Source organism: Pseudomonas fluorescens, assembly GCF_902497775.2.
In the GTDB taxonomy this organism is placed as follows: Bacteria; Pseudomonadota; Gammaproteobacteria; order Pseudomonadales; family Pseudomonadaceae; genus Aquipseudomonas; species Aquipseudomonas putida_F.
Genome location: NZ_OZ024668.1, coordinates 3,022,851 through 3,039,180, shown reverse-complemented (window position 1 = coordinate 3,039,180; position 16,330 = coordinate 3,022,851). Strand labels below are relative to the sequence as shown.

Annotated in this window: 10 protein-coding genes and 2 pseudogenes; 8 read left to right on the top strand and 4 right to left on the bottom strand. The window is 60.3% G+C overall.

The annotated features are described in order from the left end of the window. Nucleotides 1-197: 197 nt before the first annotated feature. Nucleotides 198-413 (top strand): TOBE domain-containing protein, encoded by a 216-nt coding sequence (locus F8N82_RS13960; RefSeq protein WP_010227092.1) that lies wholly within the window; start codon nucleotides 198-200, stop codon nucleotides 411-413. Between the two features lie 351 nt (nucleotides 414-764). On the opposite strand, the pseudogene F8N82_RS13955 reads toward F8N82_RS13960, so the two are convergent. Next, nucleotides 765-1,382: pseudogene (locus tag F8N82_RS13955) on the bottom strand (IS5 family transposase); the annotation flags it as partial. 568 nt (nucleotides 1,383-1,950) lie between these two features. On the opposite strand from F8N82_RS13955, the pseudogene F8N82_RS13950 reads away from it, so the two are divergent. Continuing rightward, nucleotides 1,951-4,542: pseudogene (locus F8N82_RS13950) on the top strand (non-ribosomal peptide synthetase); the annotation flags it as partial. Nucleotides 4,543-4,707: 165 nt separating this feature from the next. After that, nucleotides 4,708-5,916 carry an MFS transporter gene (locus tag F8N82_RS13945; protein WP_038995877.1) on the top strand — a complete coding sequence of 403 codons (1,209 nt, stop codon included), beginning with the start codon at nucleotides 4,708-4,710 and terminating at the stop codon, nucleotides 5,914-5,916. On the opposite strand, the gene F8N82_RS13940 is transcribed toward F8N82_RS13945, so the two are convergent. Further along, nucleotides 5,917-7,332 carry a purine-cytosine permease family protein gene (locus F8N82_RS13940; RefSeq protein WP_038995876.1) on the bottom strand — a complete coding sequence of 472 codons (1,416 nt, stop codon included), beginning with the start codon at nucleotides 7,330-7,332 and terminating at the stop codon, nucleotides 5,917-5,919. 211 nt (nucleotides 7,333-7,543) lie between these two features. Between F8N82_RS13940 and F8N82_RS13935 the strand changes: the two genes are divergently transcribed. The 5 genes from F8N82_RS13935 to F8N82_RS13915 all read left to right on the top strand — a co-directional run bounded on the left by F8N82_RS13935 (nucleotide 7,544) and on the right by F8N82_RS13915 (nucleotide 14,685). Then, complete coding sequence (locus tag F8N82_RS13935) at nucleotides 7,544-8,431, top strand: EamA family transporter (RefSeq protein WP_038995875.1); 888 nt, start codon at nucleotides 7,544-7,546, stop codon at nucleotides 8,429-8,431. Between the two features lie 134 nt (nucleotides 8,432-8,565). Next, on the top strand, nucleotides 8,566-9,051 hold the full coding sequence (locus tag F8N82_RS13930; protein ID WP_038995874.1) for a DUF2165 family protein: 486 nt from the start codon (nucleotides 8,566-8,568) through the stop codon (nucleotides 9,049-9,051). A gap of 24 nt (nucleotides 9,052-9,075) precedes the next feature. After that, a complete protein-coding gene (locus F8N82_RS13925; RefSeq protein ID WP_038995873.1) occupies nucleotides 9,076-10,173 on the top strand; it encodes an efflux RND transporter periplasmic adaptor subunit in 1,098 nt (365 codons plus the stop codon). A gap of 22 nt (nucleotides 10,174-10,195) precedes the next feature. Continuing rightward, nucleotides 10,196-13,279 carry a MexW/MexI family multidrug efflux RND transporter permease subunit gene (locus tag F8N82_RS13920; protein ID WP_038995872.1) on the top strand — a complete coding sequence of 1,028 codons (3,084 nt, stop codon included), beginning with the start codon at nucleotides 10,196-10,198 and terminating at the stop codon, nucleotides 13,277-13,279. Continuing rightward, complete coding sequence (locus F8N82_RS13915) at nucleotides 13,276-14,685, top strand: efflux transporter outer membrane subunit (protein ID WP_038995871.1); 1,410 nt, start codon at nucleotides 13,276-13,278, stop codon at nucleotides 14,683-14,685. The genes F8N82_RS13920 and F8N82_RS13915 overlap by 4 nt, the downstream gene beginning before the upstream one ends. A 64-nt stretch (nucleotides 14,686-14,749) precedes the next feature. On the opposite strand, the gene F8N82_RS13910 is transcribed toward F8N82_RS13915, so the two are convergent. Together F8N82_RS13910 and F8N82_RS13905 are read right to left on the bottom strand one after the other, a co-directional pair. After that, nucleotides 14,750-15,487, bottom strand: a complete 738-nt coding sequence (locus F8N82_RS13910; RefSeq protein WP_038995870.1) for a nitroreductase family protein — start codon at nucleotides 15,485-15,487, stop codon at nucleotides 14,750-14,752. 30 nt (nucleotides 15,488-15,517) lie between these two features. Beyond that, nucleotides 15,518-16,177, bottom strand: coding sequence for a helix-turn-helix transcriptional regulator (locus F8N82_RS13905; protein ID WP_038995868.1), 660 nt, complete (start codon nucleotides 16,175-16,177; stop codon nucleotides 15,518-15,520). Between the last annotated feature and the right edge of the window lie 153 nt (nucleotides 16,178-16,330).

Below are 16,330 nucleotides of genomic sequence, written 5' to 3'. Positions count from 1 at the left end.
TCTATGAGGGTGGATCCGATGCTAAAGGATCTAAAAAACTGAAAATAAATAACTTGTAGGTCTTTCGTTATGTCGTTTTTTATATTTCTTTTGGTTCTATATTCGTAAGTATTTATTCTTTTTAATTTTATTCGCTGCGGCGCAATCTGCACCTCAAGCACTGCGCGGCAGTGCACCCCAGGACGAGGAAACAGCACATGACCATCAAGGCAATCAACGTACGCAATCAGTTCAAAGGCACGGTCAAGGAGATCATCGAAGGCCCGGTGGTCTCGGAAATCGATGTGCAGACCTCCGCTGGCATCGTCACTTCGGTGATCACCACCCGCTCGGTGCACGAGCTTGAACTGCGGGTCGGCAGCGAAGTGATTGCCTTCGTCAAATCCACCGAGGTGTCGATCGCCAAGCTATGAAGGACAGGAACAAAAACAGGCCGAGCCCCGGCGACTTATTCCCCCAACATCTGAATACATAATTTAAGCAAAAAACTGGCACCCCTCTCGATGGGGTGTTTTTTTACCCAGAAATTGAAGCTATACCATAAATAAACATCTTATGTGTTTGCTGGTAAACGGTAGGTATGATAAGGCCCGGACTAAGATTTTCCAGCGCAATGTCTGCCTCGTCCATAAAAATGTCTTATAGGACTTGAAGAAACAGAAAGCTGACGCTGAAGAGTCCGGGCAGACTGTTGCCAAAAGTGATGCCTAGCGTCAAATACAAACTGTGTGGGAAACAGCTATGAGCAACTGGCGTTATGCCGTGTACGAAAAGTAATGTCGTATAAGGTGTTCGGCATCGTAGCCCTTGTCCGCCAACAACCAGCGGCAGCGCTTAGGCGATCGCCCTCTCTGACTGCTTGGTATTTGAACCCGGTCAAGTAATGGCTGCGCATGCGCAATGTCGCTGGCCTGTCCATCCGAAAAGTTGAAACACAGCGGTATTCCATTCGAATCGCAGAGCCTATGAATCTTGGTCGTGAGGCCACCGCGACTGAGCCCCAGCTCATGGTCTAGCGGTTCTTCAGCCCCCCCCTTTTTTCCGACGCCGGAGGAGGCTCGGGTTGCGCGCACTGTGGTGGAGTCGATCATCCAGGTGTCCAGATCGATCAGGCCTTGCTCATTGAGTTTGATGTTCAAGCGCTTGAGCATCTGGTCAAACGTGCCTCGATTTCGCCAGTCGCGAAAGCGCTGATAAACCGTCGACCAAGGGCCGAAGCGCTCAGGCATATCACGCCATGTGGCCCCCGAGCAGAGCACCCAGAGTATGCCGTTGAGCATCAGTCGGTCGTTGTTGCGCGGGCGTCCGGTTTTCTGATCTAGGGTGATCAAATCTTTAATCATTTCCCAGGACGCATCGCTGAGTTCGTATCGCTTGGCCATTGGGTGCTCCTATCTTTGATGGCGTCGATTCTACCCATTTCGATGTTTCAAGGGTTTTCGTACAGAACATAGGATGTGTCATTTTTCGACCGGTATTGACTTTGATGTGTCGGGGGTAGACTCTCGGTTTCGACGGGGGATCGTAGCTGGAATCGGATCGAAGTCGTTTTTCTGAATATAATCAAAGATTATTGTTTATCTCTGGCTCAGGAAAAATATGTCCTGGTTTACCTGGCCATGGATGTTGTTTTTCATGAGCGGAAATAACCAGGGCCTTTAGCTGAAAACTGTCTAAATTTGCCGGCAGGCGTGGGTTTGGTAATGTGTGATGGTGCTGGCAAGATAATGTCGATTAATACACCTGATCTATATAATAAATAGTGGTTGGTTCTAATGGTCGACACGTTACCACTGGATGGCTTGAGGCATACGACAGACAGGAGTCAATAGATAATGCTCCATGAACTTGCACTTACCTGATGTGGGTGCAATCAATCGATAGAAGTGACCTTATTCACTTCTGGAGGTAAGGATGCACGACCAAGTTACGTCGGAAGATTATGTTCGTCTGTGTATTCATCAGCTGTTTGAGGCGCAGGTTGCGCGCAGTCCTGAGGCAACGGCACTGATCTTTGAGGGTGAGGTGCTCAGCTACAGCGAACTCAACGCCAGGGCCAATCGGTTGGCGCATCGGCTGATTGCTTTGGGTGTCAGGCCTGACCAGCGAGTAGCAATTTGTGTCGAACGCTCTGCGGCAATGGTTGTTGGCCTGATGGCGATCCTGAAGGCGGGCGGCGCCTATGTGCCGCTCGATCCGGAGTATTCGGGCGAGCGACTGGCGTTCATTCTTGGCGATACGGCTCCGGCCATGGTGCTGGCTGATGCGGCCGGGCGCCATGCGCTCGGGGACGCTTTGCAGGCTCATACCGTCCTCGATCCCCGTGATGTCCACCCTGAAGCGGCCGCCAACCCTGAAGTCATCGGCCTTGCCCCCAGCAACCTCGCCTATATCATCTACACCTCAGGCTCAACCGGACAACCCAAAGGGGTCATGGTCGAGCATGCTCAGGTGGTGCGCCTGTTCGACACTACACACGCCGACTTTGGTTTTGAGGCCAGTGATGTTTGGTGCCTGTCCCACTCTTTTGCCTTCGACTTCTCGGTCTGGGAACTGTGGGGAGCCCTTCGTTATGGCGGCACGCTGGTGTTGGTTCCGCATGCCATTACCCGTTCACCGAAAGCGTTCTACCAGCTGATTTGTGAGCAGGGCGTCACCGTCCTGAACCAGACCCCGAGCGCCTTCACCGCCTTGATGGAATACGTACAACCGTCATCGGACCGGCTGCGCTATGTCATTTTTGGCGGCGAAGCGCTGCAGCCGTCAACCTTGCGCGACTGGTATGGCGTGCGTGGCGAATCTGCCCCGCAACTGATCAACATGTACGGGATCACCGAAACCACGGTTCACGTCACCTATTACCCGCTGACTTCATCGGATGCGCAACAAGCCGACAGCGTGATCGGTCAATGTCTGCCGGATCTGAATCTCTATCTTCTCGACGCATTTGGCCAGCCTGTTCCGATGGGGGCCGCGGGTGAAGTGTACGTCGGCGGCGCCGGCGTTGCGCGTGGTTATCTGAACCGGCCCGAGTTGACCGCAGAGCGTTTCCTGCACGATCCCTTCGCCGGCAAACCTGAAGCGCGGATGTATAAAACGGGGGACCTGGCCCGTCATCTTCCAAACGGCAATCTGGCGTTTCTAGGGCGCAATGACGACCAGGTGAAGATCCGCGGCTTCCGGATTGAACTGGGTGAAATTGCGGCCCGATTGGCCGAGCATCGTTCCATCCGCGAGGCGGTGGTGGTGGCGCAAGGCGCGGATGCCGACAAGCGCCTGGTTGCTTACGTGGTGGTGCAGTCCGCAGTTCAGAACACGCCGGTAGACTCCGAGGCTGGCTTGGCGCTAGCGGGCGCGCTGCGTGATTACCTGAGTAGCTGTTTACCCGACTACATGGTGCCGTCTGCCTTTGTGCGGATGGAAAGCTTACCGCTGACGGGCAATGGCAAGCTTGATCGGCGGGCGTTGCCGGTTCCAGAGGGCGATGATTTTGCCCATGCGATCTACGAGGCGCCGTTGGGCGAGATCGAGGTCACCCTTGCCAGGATGTGGTCAGAGCTGCTTGGCGTCGAACAAGTCGGTCGCCATGACAACTTCTTTGCCCTCGGCGGCCATTCTCTCATGGCCGTCCAGCTGATGCAGAAAGCCAGGAGTTATGGTTTGGAGTGTTCGTTGACCGACATTTTTGAACACCCGCGATTGGCTAACCTTGCCACTCAGATCGCACAGTCTCCTGTGTTCAACCCGCAGATCGGGGCGATCACGGTGCGCGCTGGCGGGACTGAGCCCCCGGTCTTTTTCGTGCCCTCGGGATTAGCCGATTACTCGTATGCTATTTCGCTAGCCCAACAAATCCGCGCCAGTTGTCCGATCCATGTATTGCCGTGGTCGGCCATTGACGACCCTCTACCTCAATCAATGGAGGATATGGCCGAAAAAATGATACCGCTCATCCAGACGATCCAGCCTGAAGGGCCTTATCGTATTGCGGGGTATTCCTCTGGAGGGATTCTCGCTTATGCCATCGTCCATGCGCTTATGTGCAAAGAGGCCAGCGTTGAATTTTTAGGCTTTATTGATGTTCCCGCGCCGCACAAGTTGCCATATAAAAACCAGGGCTTTGAGAACTACTTTATTGAGCATGTTAAGGCGTCGACTTCCGAGGCGGAGCGTCATCAATTCGATGTGTTAGATGAGGATGATGAGCTTGCGGAGCTGATAAGAAAAGCACAGCGTTTGGGAGGCTATGATTTAAATGCAGACCTCTCGCTGGAAACAGTCAAATGGCAAACCATTTATCATTTTTCACAAATTGCCGGCGCCTATAAACCATCTCCATTGCAGGTCAATCTCCATCATTTCTACGCGACTGATCGTGAGCGCCCCCCTTTGCCGCAGGTTGATATGGTAGGTGGGTGGAGAGAGCTCTTGCCTGATTTGGCGATGCGTTCTGTTTCTATTCCAGGTGGGCATGTCTCCATGATGGAGAACGTTAGTAATCGCAAGCACTTGGCTGACGCATTGAGTCGAGCGCTTTTGTAAGAGGTGATTGTTGAGTGTTTTGCATCATCTAGATGCAAGTGGACTTGTAACCTCCCAGTTGTATGTTTTCTCAAATAAGCACTCGGGCGCCGATTTACCGCTCCATTAATTTGAGTCGCCTGCAGCGGGCCATTCATCAGCGTCAAATCATAAAAAGGAGGAATCATGGCAAATCCCTACCGTGAGCTTCTCACCACTCCGGGCGTCATGGGGTTAGTGATCGCGAGTTCCATTGCCCGTCTGCCACAGGCAATGATCGGCATCGGCATCATTACCATGTTGGTGCAGCAGACGGGTCTTTATTGGCTGGCGGGCTCAGTCGCCGGTACTTTTACCTTGGCGAATGCGCTTATCGGTCCGCACGTATCGAAACTTGTTGATCAGCGGGGGCAACGTCGGGTTCTGCCCTTTGTGACGGCCTTCAGCATTGGTATGTTGCTCGCGCTGATCATTGCCGTCTACATGAGGGCTCCCGCCACACTGCTGTTTATTCTTGCGGCATTGGCGGGCACGATGCCGAGCATGCCCGCCATGATAAGAGCACGCTGGACGCAGCTTTTCCGTGGCAAGCCACAGTTACACACGGCCTTCTCCCTGGACACGGTTCTAACTGAACTCGCCTTTATCATCGGCCCACCACTTGCCATTGGTCTGAGCGTCAGCTTTTTCGCGGAAGCCGGGCCTCTTGTAGCCGTCTTGTTGCTGGTTGTCGGCGTGACGGCTTTTCTTATGCAGCGGCACACAGAACCGAAGGTGGTTGTGGGCATTAGAAGGAGCGCAAGCTCGACCCTGCTTATCCCCGGCGTTCGTACCATCGTGCTGGCGCTCTTGGCGATGGGTGTGATTGGCGGATCAGTCGACGTGGCGGTTGTTGCCTTCGCCAACGCACAAGGCTGGCCGGCGTCTGCCAGTTTCATCCTGGCAGCCTATGCGCTCGGCTCAATGATCGCGGGTCTGACGTTCGGTGCTTTAAGGATTTCCTTGCCGATTGAAAAGCAGTTCTTTATCGGGGTACTGATAACGGCAGTCACTGCCGTGTTGCCCATTCTTTCAGCGGACGTCTACATTCTTTCCGGGATGCTGTTTGTGGCAGGTATGTCATTTGCACCAACGATGGTCGTCGTGATGAATCTCGGTACGATCATTGTTCCACCGTCCAGGATCACCGAAGGACTTACGTGGATGACGACAGGCATCAGCATCGGCGTAGCGCTCGGTGGCGTCTTGGCGGGCCTGGTCATCGACGTCTATGGCGCGCTGGCAGGGTTCGGTGTCGCGATTGTCGCGGGTCTGTCCATGGTGGTGATCGTACTTTTGGGGTTGCGTACACTTCGTGCCACGTCTGCGGTTTGTGCCGAGCTGAACTTCCAGTGATCAGCACTCTTGCGGCAGGATCATCTGCGCTGGGGCATCGGCGGCCTTGCGCCGTGCAACCAGGTAATACAGCACGCTCGGCACCACCAGGCCGATGATCCACGACAGGTCGACGCCGCCCAGATGGGCAACCATCGGGCCGGTGTAGAGCTTGGTGGAAATGAACGGCATCTGCACCAGCACGCCAATGGTGTAGACGATGATGCCGGGCATGTTCCAGCGCCCGTAGCGGCCGTTGGGATTACCCAGTGCCGGCACGTCGTAGCGCTCCTTGGTGATGAAGTAGTAGTCCACCAGGTTGACCGCACTCCAGGGCACGAAGAAAGTCAGCAGGAACAGGATGAACGACTTGAACGCAGCCAGGAACGAATGCTGGCCGAGCAAGGCGATCAGGGTCGAGGCACCGACAATGGCCAGGACGAAGAACAGGCGCTGGCGCCGGGTCACTTCGATGTGCCCGCGAAAGCCACTGATGATGGTGGCGATGCACATGAAGCTGCCGTAGGAGTTGAGGGTGGAGATGGTCACCTTGCCGAAGGCGATGCTGAAGTACAGCAGCGCGGCGGTGGCGCCGGTACCGCCCAGGCCGACGATGTAGGCCACTTCACGGCCGGAGAACTGGCCGTTGGCAATCGCTGCGGCAAACACCCCGAGCACCATCGACGCCTGGGCGCCGACCACCGAGCCCAGGCCTGCGGCGAGGAAGGTCTTGAACGATGAGGTGTTGCTCGGCAGGTAGCGCGAGTAGTCGGCGACATACGGGCCGAAGGAAATTTGCCAGGACGCCGACAGCGACACTGCGAGCAGGAACGAGGCCCAGGTGAAGTGGCGGTTCTCCAGCAACTGGCTGATGTCGCTGATGACCATGATGCGGCTGAACAGGTAGACGAAGGCGATGATCCCCAGCACGCTGGCGACCCGGCCGATCCAGTGGATCATGCGGTAGCCGAACACCGTGGCAAGCACGATGACCCCGGCGAAGATCAGAATGCCGGCGCTGTCGCTGACGCTCAGCAACTGGCCGATGGCCTGGCCCGACAGCACCGTGCCGGTGGCGGTGAAGCCCAAGTACATCAGGCACACCAGGGCAATCGGGATGGCCGCGCCATACACACCAAACTGCACGCGGCTGGAGATCATCTGCGGCAGACCGAGTTTCGGCCCTTGGGCGGCGTGCAGGGCCATGACCGCGCCGCCGACCAGTTGGCCGAGCAGCAGGCCGATCAGCGACCAGAACACATCGCCACCGAGCACCACGGCCAGGGCCCCGGTGACGATTGCGGTGATTTGCAAGTTGGCACCCAGCCACAGGGTGAACTGGCTGTAGAGGCGTCCGTGTCGTTCGTTTTCCGGGATGTAGTCGATCGAGCGCCGCTCGATCAGGGGCTTGCTGCGCGAGGCATTGGCCTGGGTCATTGCTCGGGATCTCCGCCTATTGTTGTGTTGTCGCGGTCGGGTCGCCAGCCGAACGCAAGCGGGCGACTGAGCCGATATGAGCATGTCTATACAAATACAGTCAAGTGAAGGTGTCGGCTTTGTCGCATCCATCCGTCGCGATGGATGCTGCGATGATTTCGAGCATAAGGTTATGCTGTTGCGAAATATTACAAAGCCGGGTGAGGGAACAATGCCGTTAAAGGATTTGCTGTTGGCACTGGTAGTGATCGTCGTCTGGGGCGTCAACTTCGTGGTCATCAAGGTGGGCCTCGAGGGCCTGCCGCCGATGCTGCTGGGGGCCTTGCGCTTTGCCCTGGTGGCGTTTCCGGCGGTGCTGCTGGTCAAGCGCCCGCAGTTGCCTTGGCGTTGGTTGATCGCCTATGGCACAACCATCTCCCTGGGCCAGTTTGCCTTTCTCTTCGAAGCCATGGGCAACGGCATGCCGCCGGGGCTGGCTTCACTGGTGTTGCAATCCCAGGCCTTCTTCACCCTGTTTTTTGCCGCGTTCTTTCTCGGCGAGCGGCTGCGCGCGGCCAGCGTGCTGGGCTTGCTGGTGGCCGCCGGCGGCCTGACCCTGATCGGCAGCGAGAACGGCGCCAGCGTGCCGTTTTTCGCTTTGCTGCTGACCCTCTGTGCCGCCTCGATGTGGGCCATGGGCAACATCATTACCCGCCGCTTTGGCAACATCGACCTGGTGGCCCTGGTGATCTGGGGCGGCTTGATACCGCCGCTGCCGTTCCTGGCCCTGTCGTGGTGGCTGGAAGGCCCCGAGCTGATCGAAAGCTCCCTGCGTGGCATCGGCTGGAGTTCGGTGCTGGCGCTGGCGTACCTGGCGTTTATCGCCACCATGCTCGGCTACAGCCTGTGGAGCCATCTGTTGTCGCGCTACCCGGCGGGCAAGGTGGCGCCGTTCTCGTTGCTGGTGCCGGTGGTGGGCCTGAGCTCCTCGGCGCTGCTGCTGGGCGAGCGCCTGACCCCGATGCAAGGTTGGGGAGCATTGCTGGTGATGGCCGGGCTGTTGATCAACGTCTTCGGCCCGCGCGTGCGCCAGTTGATGCTGGCGCGGATGGCCGATTAGGGCAAAGCATGACCGCCGACAATGTTTGCTCGGCGCAGGGTGGTTAGCGTCTTGTGGGTTGTGCATTGGAAGGCACAGCTCTAATATCCAAGAACTTGCTTGTGTAATTACGCTCAACCACCACGGACGTTCAAATGGATTTGCATACCTCCCTCTGGCTGTTCCAGGCGGTTCAGGCCATTGGCCTGAGCCTCTGGCTGTGCATCGCGGTGCTCAATAACCTGCAGGCATTTCGCGCCTCCCTCGGTGCGGTCGGCGCGACCATGGCCATGGCGCCGCTGCGTCAGGCCCCAGCGATTGACTTCCCGCTGCTGTCTCGAGCCCTGCATTCGCCGGCAGTGCACCGACTTGCCCTGGTGCTGGTGCTGGTACTGCAGGTGGTGGCGGCAGGCGCTGCCCTGGTCGGTACTTATGTATTGATGATCGGTGCCGGTATCGAGCCGGCGCGGCCCTGGCTCAACCTGGCCCTGAGCGCGTTTCTCGGCTTTACCTTTGCCATGCTGCTGGGCGGCCTGTGGTTCGGCTACTGGATTCGCCAGGAGGGGCTGCAACTGACGCATTTGGTACTGGTGCTTTGGGCCCTGCTGGCCTTCGTGGTGTTCAACGTGCAGTGGGCCTGAGGCCAGCCTTACAGGGAGTGGTGGATGAACAGGAAGTTTCTCGCGCTCGGCATTTTGCTGGTGGGCGCAGCCATGGGGTCGTTGCTGGTCTGGCAACAGTCGCATACCGCGCAGGCTTCGGCGCCGCCGGCCCGTTCGCTGGTCAAGGTGGCACTGGGCACGGTGCAACGGGGCCCGGCCAACGGCTTTTTCGCCGGGGTCGGTGAGCTTGAGGCGGTGCGCCAGGTGCTGGTCTCGGCAGAGATCGGCGGGCGGGTGACGCAAATCAACTTCGTCTCCGGGCAAAAGGTACGCCGTGGCGATGTGCTGGTTACCCTTAACGATGCGCCCGAGCAGGCCGAACGCATTCGCCTGCAGGCGCAACTGCACAACGCGCGCATCAACCACCGTCGGGTCCGTGACCTGCTGGCGGAAAACGCCGCCACCCAGGAGCAGCTCGACAACGCCCTGGCCGCCCGCGACATGGCCAGCGGCGAACTGGCGCACACCGAGGCGGTGATCGCGCAGAAGAGCATCCGTGCACCGTTCGACGGCGTGCTCGGCATCCGCAAGGTCAACGAAGGTCAGTACCTGAATGTCGGCGACGCCATCGTCAGCCTGATCGACACCCGCACGCTGTATGTGAACTTCTCCCTCGATGAGCAACTGAGCATCCACCTCAAGCCCGGGCAGGCGGTCGATGTGTTGCTCGATGCCTATCCCGAGCGCACCTTTGCGGCGCGCATCAGCGCCATCGACCCGCTGATCGACCGTTCGCGTACGGTGCAGGTGCAGGCCACCCTGGACAACGCCGAAGCGTTGCTCAAGGCCGGTATGTACGCCAGCGTCAAGGTCGCCGACCCGCAGGTGGCCCAGGTGCTCAGCCTGCCGGAAACCGCCGTGACCTATACCGCCTACGGTGACACGGTGTTCCTCGCCCGGCATGACGAACAGCAGCAGGCTTTGGTGGTGCAGCGGGTGCCGGTGAAGATCGGCGAGCGCCAGGATGGCCGGGTGATCATCCTCCAGGGGCTACAGGAGGCCGACCAGGTAGTGACCTCCGGGCAGCTCAAGCTCAGCGACGGGGTGGCGGTCGAAGCCACCGAAGACACCCTGCAAGCGCCGGCGCTGTCCGGCTCCTGACTGATCGCCCAGAGACCTTCACATGAAATTCACCGATCTGTTCGTGCGCCGGCCGGTGCTGGCGCTGGTGGTCAGCATCCTCATTTTGCTGCTGGGCATTCTCTCCCTGCGCCAGTTGCCGATCCGCCAGTACCCGATGCTGGAAAGCTCGACCATCACCGTCACCACCGAGTACCCCGGCGCCTCGGCCGAGCTGATGCAGGGCTTTGTGACCCAGCCGATCGCTCAGGCGGTGTCGTCGGTAGAGGGTATCGATTACCTGTCGTCGTCTTCGGTGCAAGGCCGCAGCCTGGTCACCGTGCGCATGGAGCTCAACCGCGACTCGACCCAGGCGCTGACCGAGGTCATGGCCAAGGTCAACCAGGTGCGCTTTCGCCTGCCCGAGCAAGCTTATGACCCGGTGATCGAACGTTCGTCCGGCGAGTCGACGGCGGTGGCCTATATCGGCTTTGCCAGCAACAGCGTGTCGACCCCGGCGATGACCGATTACCTGGCGCGGGTGGTCGAGCCGATCCTGACCACCATCGATGGTGTGGCCAAGGTCCAGGTGTTTGGCGGCCAGACCTTGTCGATGCGCCTGTGGATCGACCCGGCGCGCCTGGCCGCCCGTGGCCTGACCGCTGCCGATGTGGCCGAGGCGGTGCGCCGCAACAACTACCAGGCAGCGCCCGGCAAGGTCAAAGGCCAGTTCGTGGTCGCCAACATTCGGGTCAATACCGACCTGACCAGCGTCGGCGAGTTTCGCGAGCTGGTGATTCGCAACGACGGCAACGGCCTGGTGCGCATCAAGGACATCGGTACTGTCGAACTGGGCGCCGCTTCGGTGGAAACCAGCGCCTCCATGGACGGCGTGCGCGCCGTGCACCTGGGTCTGTTCCCGACTCCCGGCGGTAACCCGCTGGTGATCGTCGACGGCATCCGCAAGGTCCTGCCGGACATTCGCAAGACCCTGCCGCCGGACGTCAAGGCCGAGCTTGCCTTCGAGACCGCGCGGTTTATCCAGGCGTCGATCGACGAGGTCAGCAAGACCCTGCTCGAAGCGCTGCTGATCGTGGTCATCGTGATCTACCTGTGCCTGGGCTCGCTGCGCACGGTGTTGATCCCGGTGGTGACCATTCCGCTGTCGATGCTCGGTGCGGCGGCGCTGATGCTGATGTTCGGCTTCAGCCTCAACTTGCTGACCTTGCTGGCCATGGTCCTGGCCGTCGGCCTGGTGGTGGACGATGCCATCGTCGTGGTCGAGAACGTCCACCGCCACATCGAAGAGGGCAAGACCCCGGTGGCCGCCGCATTGGTGGGGGCGCGGGAAGTGGCCGGGCCGGTGATTGCCATGACCATCACCCTGGCCGCGGTGTACGCGCCAATCGGCATGATGGGCGGGCTGACCGGTGCGCTGTTTCGCGAATTCGCCCTGACCCTGGCCGGGGCGGTGGTGGTCTCCGGCGTCGTGGCCCTGACCCTGTCGCCGGTGATGAGCTCGTTCCTGTTGCAGTCCAAGCAGTCGGAAGGGCGCATGGCCCATGCCGCCAACCGCTTCTTCGATGCCCTGGCAAGCCGCTACAGCCGGGTGCTGGAATTCTCCCTGGCGCGGCGCTGGCTGAGCGCCGGGTTTGCCTTGCTGGTGCTGCTCAGTCTGCCCTGGCTCTACGGCTTGCCCCAGCGCGAACTGGCGCCGACCGAAGACCAGGCCGGGCTGCTGACCGCGATCAAGGCGCCGCAACACGCCAACCTCGATTACGTCGAGCGCTTTGCCGACAAGCTCGACCAGGTCTACAACCGTCTGCCGGAAACCGTCAGTACCTGGATCATCAACGGCAGCGATGGCCTGGCCTCGGGCATCGGCGGTATCAACCTGTCGCTGTGGGACGAACGTGAGCGTAGCGCTTCGCAGATCCAGGTTGACCTGCAAGCGGCGGTCAACGACGTCGAAGGCACCAGCATCTTTGCCTTCCAACTGCCGGCCCTGCCGGGTTCAACTGGCGGCTTGCCGGTGCAACTGGTGCTGCGCAGCTCCCAGGACTACCAGGTGCTGTACCAGACCATGGAAGAGATCAAGCAAAAGGCCCGCGACAGCGGCTTGTTCGCCGTGGTCGACAGTGACCTGGACTACAACAACCCGGTGGTCCAGGTGCGTGTCGATCGGGCCAAGGCCAACAGCATGGGCATCCGCATGCAGGACATCGGCGAGTCGCTGGCGGTGCTGGTGGGCGAGAACTACCTGAACCGCTTCGGCCTCGAAGGGCGCTCCTACGATGTTATCGCCCAGAGCCCGCGCAGCCAGCGCCTGACCGCGCAAACCCTGACCCGCCAGTACGTACGCAGTGAAGACGGCACCCTGGTGCCGCTGTCGACTGTGGTGCAGGTGTCCGAGCAGGTTGAGCCGAACAAGCTGACCCAGTTCAACCAGCAGAACGCCGCGACCTTCCAGGGTATTCCGGCAGCGGGGGTGACCCTGGGCGACGCGGTGGCGTTTCTCGATCAGGTGGCGGCGTCGTTGCCAGCCGGTTTCAGCTACGACTGGCAGTCTGACGCACGCCAGTACACCCAGGAGGGCAGTGCGCTGATGCTGGCGTTCCTGGCGGCGGTGATCGTCATCTACCTGGTGCTGGCGGCGCAGTACGAAAGCCTGGTCGACCCGCTGATCATCCTCATCACCGTGCCGCTGTCGATCAGTGGCGCGCTGATCCCTCTGGCGCTGGGCTATGCGACGGTGAATATCTATACCCAGATCGGCCTGGTGACGCTGATCGGCCTGATCAGCAAGCACGGCATCCTCATGGTCGAGTTTGCCAACACCCTGCAGGAAGAAGAGCAACTGGACCGCGCCGCGGCGATCAGCAAGGCAGCGCAGATTCGCCTGCGGCCGATCCTGATGACCACCGCGGCCATGGTCGTCGGCCTGATCCCCTTGCTGTTCGCCTCCGGCGCTGGCGCCAACAGCCGCTTCGGCCTGGGGTTGGTGATTGTCTGCGGCATGTTGATTGGCACCTTGTTCACCCTGTTCGTGCTGCCCACGGTGTACAGCCTGCTGGCGCGCAAACACTCGGTGGCCGCAGGTTCGACGCGTGCGGTTGCCCTGGCTGATGCGCTGAGGAGCGAAGGATGAACAGACACACTCTGACCCTGGCCTGTGTGCTGGCGAGCCTGGCCCTGGCCGGTTGCAAGGTGGGTCCCGACTACGAGAAAGCCACGCCTGCGCCCATGCCGTTGAGCACACCGCAACAGCAGCAATTCGCCGCGGCTGCGCAGTTGCCGGCGCAGTGGTGGTCGTTTTTCGATGACCCGCAGCTCAACAGCCTGGTCGATAGCGCGCTCAGGCATAACCACGACATTCGCCAGGCCCAGGCCAACCTGCTGGCAGCGCGGGCGCTGTTCGATGACAGACGCCTGGATCAGTACCCGGGTGTCACCGCACGCACGGGTTTCAGCCAGAGCCTTGAGCCGCAGCAACTGGCCGACGGCAGCGACCCGCAGCGGATGTTTTCGCGCAGCTACCGCGCAGGCTTTGACGTGCAGTGGGAGATCGACTTGTTCGGCCGCTTGCAGCGCCTGACCGCCGCGGCCGAGGCCCGCTCGGAGGCGGCGCGGGCTGACCTTGAGCAGATGCGCCTGAGCATTGCCGCTGAAGTCGCCCGCGCTTACTACCAGCAACAGGGTTTGCGTCGCAGCCTTGAAGTGGCGCAGGCCCAGGTTGACGCCTGGGGCGAAACCCTGAAGCTCACCAGTGCCCAGGTGCGTGCCGGCAGCGGCCAGTACGAGGACGAGCAGAACGCCCATGCCAACCTGCTGCTCAGTGAGGCAGCGGTGCCGCCCTTGCAGGCGTCGATCCAGGAGGCCGGTTATCGTCTGGATGTGCTCACCGGGCGTGCCCCGAGCCTTGCCGAGGAACCTGCGCAAGCGCGTTTTCTGCCGCCATTGGCGCGGCAATTGCCCTTGGGCGATGTCAACGCGCTGATCAACAACCGCCCGGATGTCGCCAGTGCCGAGCGGCAACTGGCAGCCAGCAGCGAAGACGTTGGCGTGGCTACCGCCGAGCTGTATCCACGCCTGGACCTGGGCGGTTTCATTGGCTTCTTCGCCCTGCGCAGTGGCGACCTGGGCAGCGCCGCCCGTGCGTATGAACTGGCGCCGACGGTGACCTGGCCGGCGTTTCGGTTGGGGAATGCCAAGGCCCGCTTGCGCGCTGCCGAGGCGCAATCGCAAGGAGCGCAGGCGCGCTATGAGCAGTCACTGCTGCTGGCCCGCGAAGAAGTGGAAAACGCCGTCACCCGTCTTGCCCGCAACCAGACCCGGCTCGGCGCGTTGATGCAGTCGGCGGCCCATGGTGCCGATGCCGTCGACATCGCCTCCAAGCGTTATCGGCGGGGGGCGGGTACCTACATGGCGGTGCTCGAGAACCAGCGGGCGTTCTTCTTGATCAAGCGGGAAGTGGCCGAGGCGGAGACTGCGTCGTACCTGAATGCGATTGCCTTGTACAAGGCGTTGGGCTGGGGCAGTGGCGGGGTGCAGTGATCGGTTCATCGCGGGTCCAGCCCGCTCCCACGGTGGGAGCGGGCTGGACCCGCGATGAGGCCCTTCAGTCCGCCGCCAATCCATTGGCCAGCAACTGCGCCTTGAGCTGCGGCCGATAGTTGCGCGCATAACAGCGGCCGATGCTGCCCGACCAGTTCTGCCCCTCGACCCGCCCGGCAACGTGCCAATGCGCCATCAGCGCCGCATCGTATGCCTCGATCGCCGACGGCAATGCGTCAGCGTCATAGCGCTCGTCATGACGAAACGAAGCCAAGGGCAAGCGCGGCTTTTGCAGTGCTGGCTGTTGCACATAACCCAAGGCAACACCGCACAGGGCAAAGGATTTTTTCGGCAGGCCGAGCAGTTCGATCATGCCACTGGCATCGGCGCGAATCCCGCCCACCGGGACCACGCCCAAACCCAGTGAACGCGCAGCCGTCATCAGTGTCGAGAGGAGGATACCGCCATCGGTACAGGCGGCAATCATGCCTTCCAGGTGCTGGTGGATGCACTGCTGATCACCACTCAGGCGCGCCGCCAGTTCGGTCTTGTAGAAGTCCACCACCAGGGTGATGAACACCGGTGCTGCAGCAATCCACGGTTGCCCGCCGGCCAGTTTGGCGATCTGCCGGCGACGCTCTGCATCGCGCACCACCACGGCTGAAATGTGCTGGGCATTGAAGGAGGTCGGTGCCTGGTGGGCTGCCTGGAGGATGGTGTCGAGCAGGCTGTCGCTGATTGGCCGGTCGTGGAAACTGCGCTCGCTGCGATGGCTGGCGAGCAACTCGATGGTCGGGTTCATGTGCGCCTCATTCCTTAAGGACTTATGGGGTTACTGCGCGGGCGCCGTCCTCGGCGAAACCCGGTACACGCAGCGTCGGTCACCTGATATCAGATGTTCGCAGCGTTCGACAAGCGCCTGTTCACCAAGCACCGCCTGGAAAATCTGCAACTCCGAGCGGCAGAAGCCCTGGCAGCGGCTGGCCGCCACGCAGATCGGACAGTGGTTTTCGATGATCAGCCAGCCGTTGTCGCTTGCGACCATCTCTGCCATGTAACCGGCGCGTTCGCGCAGTTGCACCAGTACTCGCACCTTGTCTTCGACCGACTCGGCCTGGCTGCACGCCTGCAGGTATTCGCTGCGGTTGGCGGTTTCCATGCGGGTGATCAGTTGATCGACCCCTTCATGGCCGAACACCTGCTCGACCGTCTCGATCAGTTGCAGGGTCAGCACGCTGTGAGAATCAGGGAAGCGCCGCTGCGCAGCCTCGGTCAGGGTCCACTTTTGCGAAGGGCGGCCAGCGCCTTTGCTTGGGGCACTGATACCGGTGATCAGTTCGGCGGCCTGCAATTTCTGGATCTGCTGGCGTGCGGCTTCAAAAGTAATGTCCAGCAGGCTGGCAAGGTCGGTGGTTTTCAGCGCGCCACGGGTCTTGAGCAAAAACAGGATGCGCTCGAAGGTGGAGTTGGCGTCGGCAGCGGGTGCAGTCATCGTGGGCAAATAACCATGCGAATAGGCGTTAACGGTCGACCTGTGGCGCCATCCATTGCGCAGGTAACGAGCTTGAGCTTAGGCAGTTTTAGCACTGCACGCTTTATTTGTAAAAGGTATCAACTACAAATTTGAAAGCTCAAAAAAATATAA

Bases quoted from the DNA above. Each gene is read 5' to 3' on its own strand.
- F8N82_RS13930 (WP_038995874.1), top strand. From the start codon at position 8,566: ATGGATTTGCATACCTCCCTCTGGCTGTTCCAGGCGGTTCAGGCCATT.
- F8N82_RS13910 (WP_038995870.1), bottom strand. From the start codon at position 15,487: ATGAACCCGACCATCGAGTTGCTCGCCAGCCATCGCAGCGAGCGCAGT.
- F8N82_RS13925 (WP_038995873.1), top strand. From the start codon at position 9,076: ATGAACAGGAAGTTTCTCGCGCTCGGCATTTTGCTGGTGGGCGCAGCC.
- F8N82_RS13940 (WP_038995876.1), bottom strand. From the start codon at position 7,332: ATGACCCAGGCCAATGCCTCGCGCAGCAAGCCCCTGATCGAGCGGCGC.
- F8N82_RS13960 (WP_010227092.1), top strand. From the start codon at position 198: ATGACCATCAAGGCAATCAACGTACGCAATCAGTTCAAAGGCACGGTC.
- F8N82_RS13920 (WP_038995872.1), top strand. From the start codon at position 10,196: ATGAAATTCACCGATCTGTTCGTGCGCCGGCCGGTGCTGGCGCTGGTG.
- F8N82_RS13905 (WP_038995868.1), bottom strand. From the start codon at position 16,177: ATGACTGCACCCGCTGCCGACGCCAACTCCACCTTCGAGCGCATCCTG.
- F8N82_RS13935 (WP_038995875.1), top strand. From the start codon at position 7,544: ATGCCGTTAAAGGATTTGCTGTTGGCACTGGTAGTGATCGTCGTCTGG.
- F8N82_RS13945 (WP_038995877.1), top strand. From the start codon at position 4,708: ATGGCAAATCCCTACCGTGAGCTTCTCACCACTCCGGGCGTCATGGGG.
- F8N82_RS13915 (WP_038995871.1), top strand. From the start codon at position 13,276: ATGAACAGACACACTCTGACCCTGGCCTGTGTGCTGGCGAGCCTGGCC.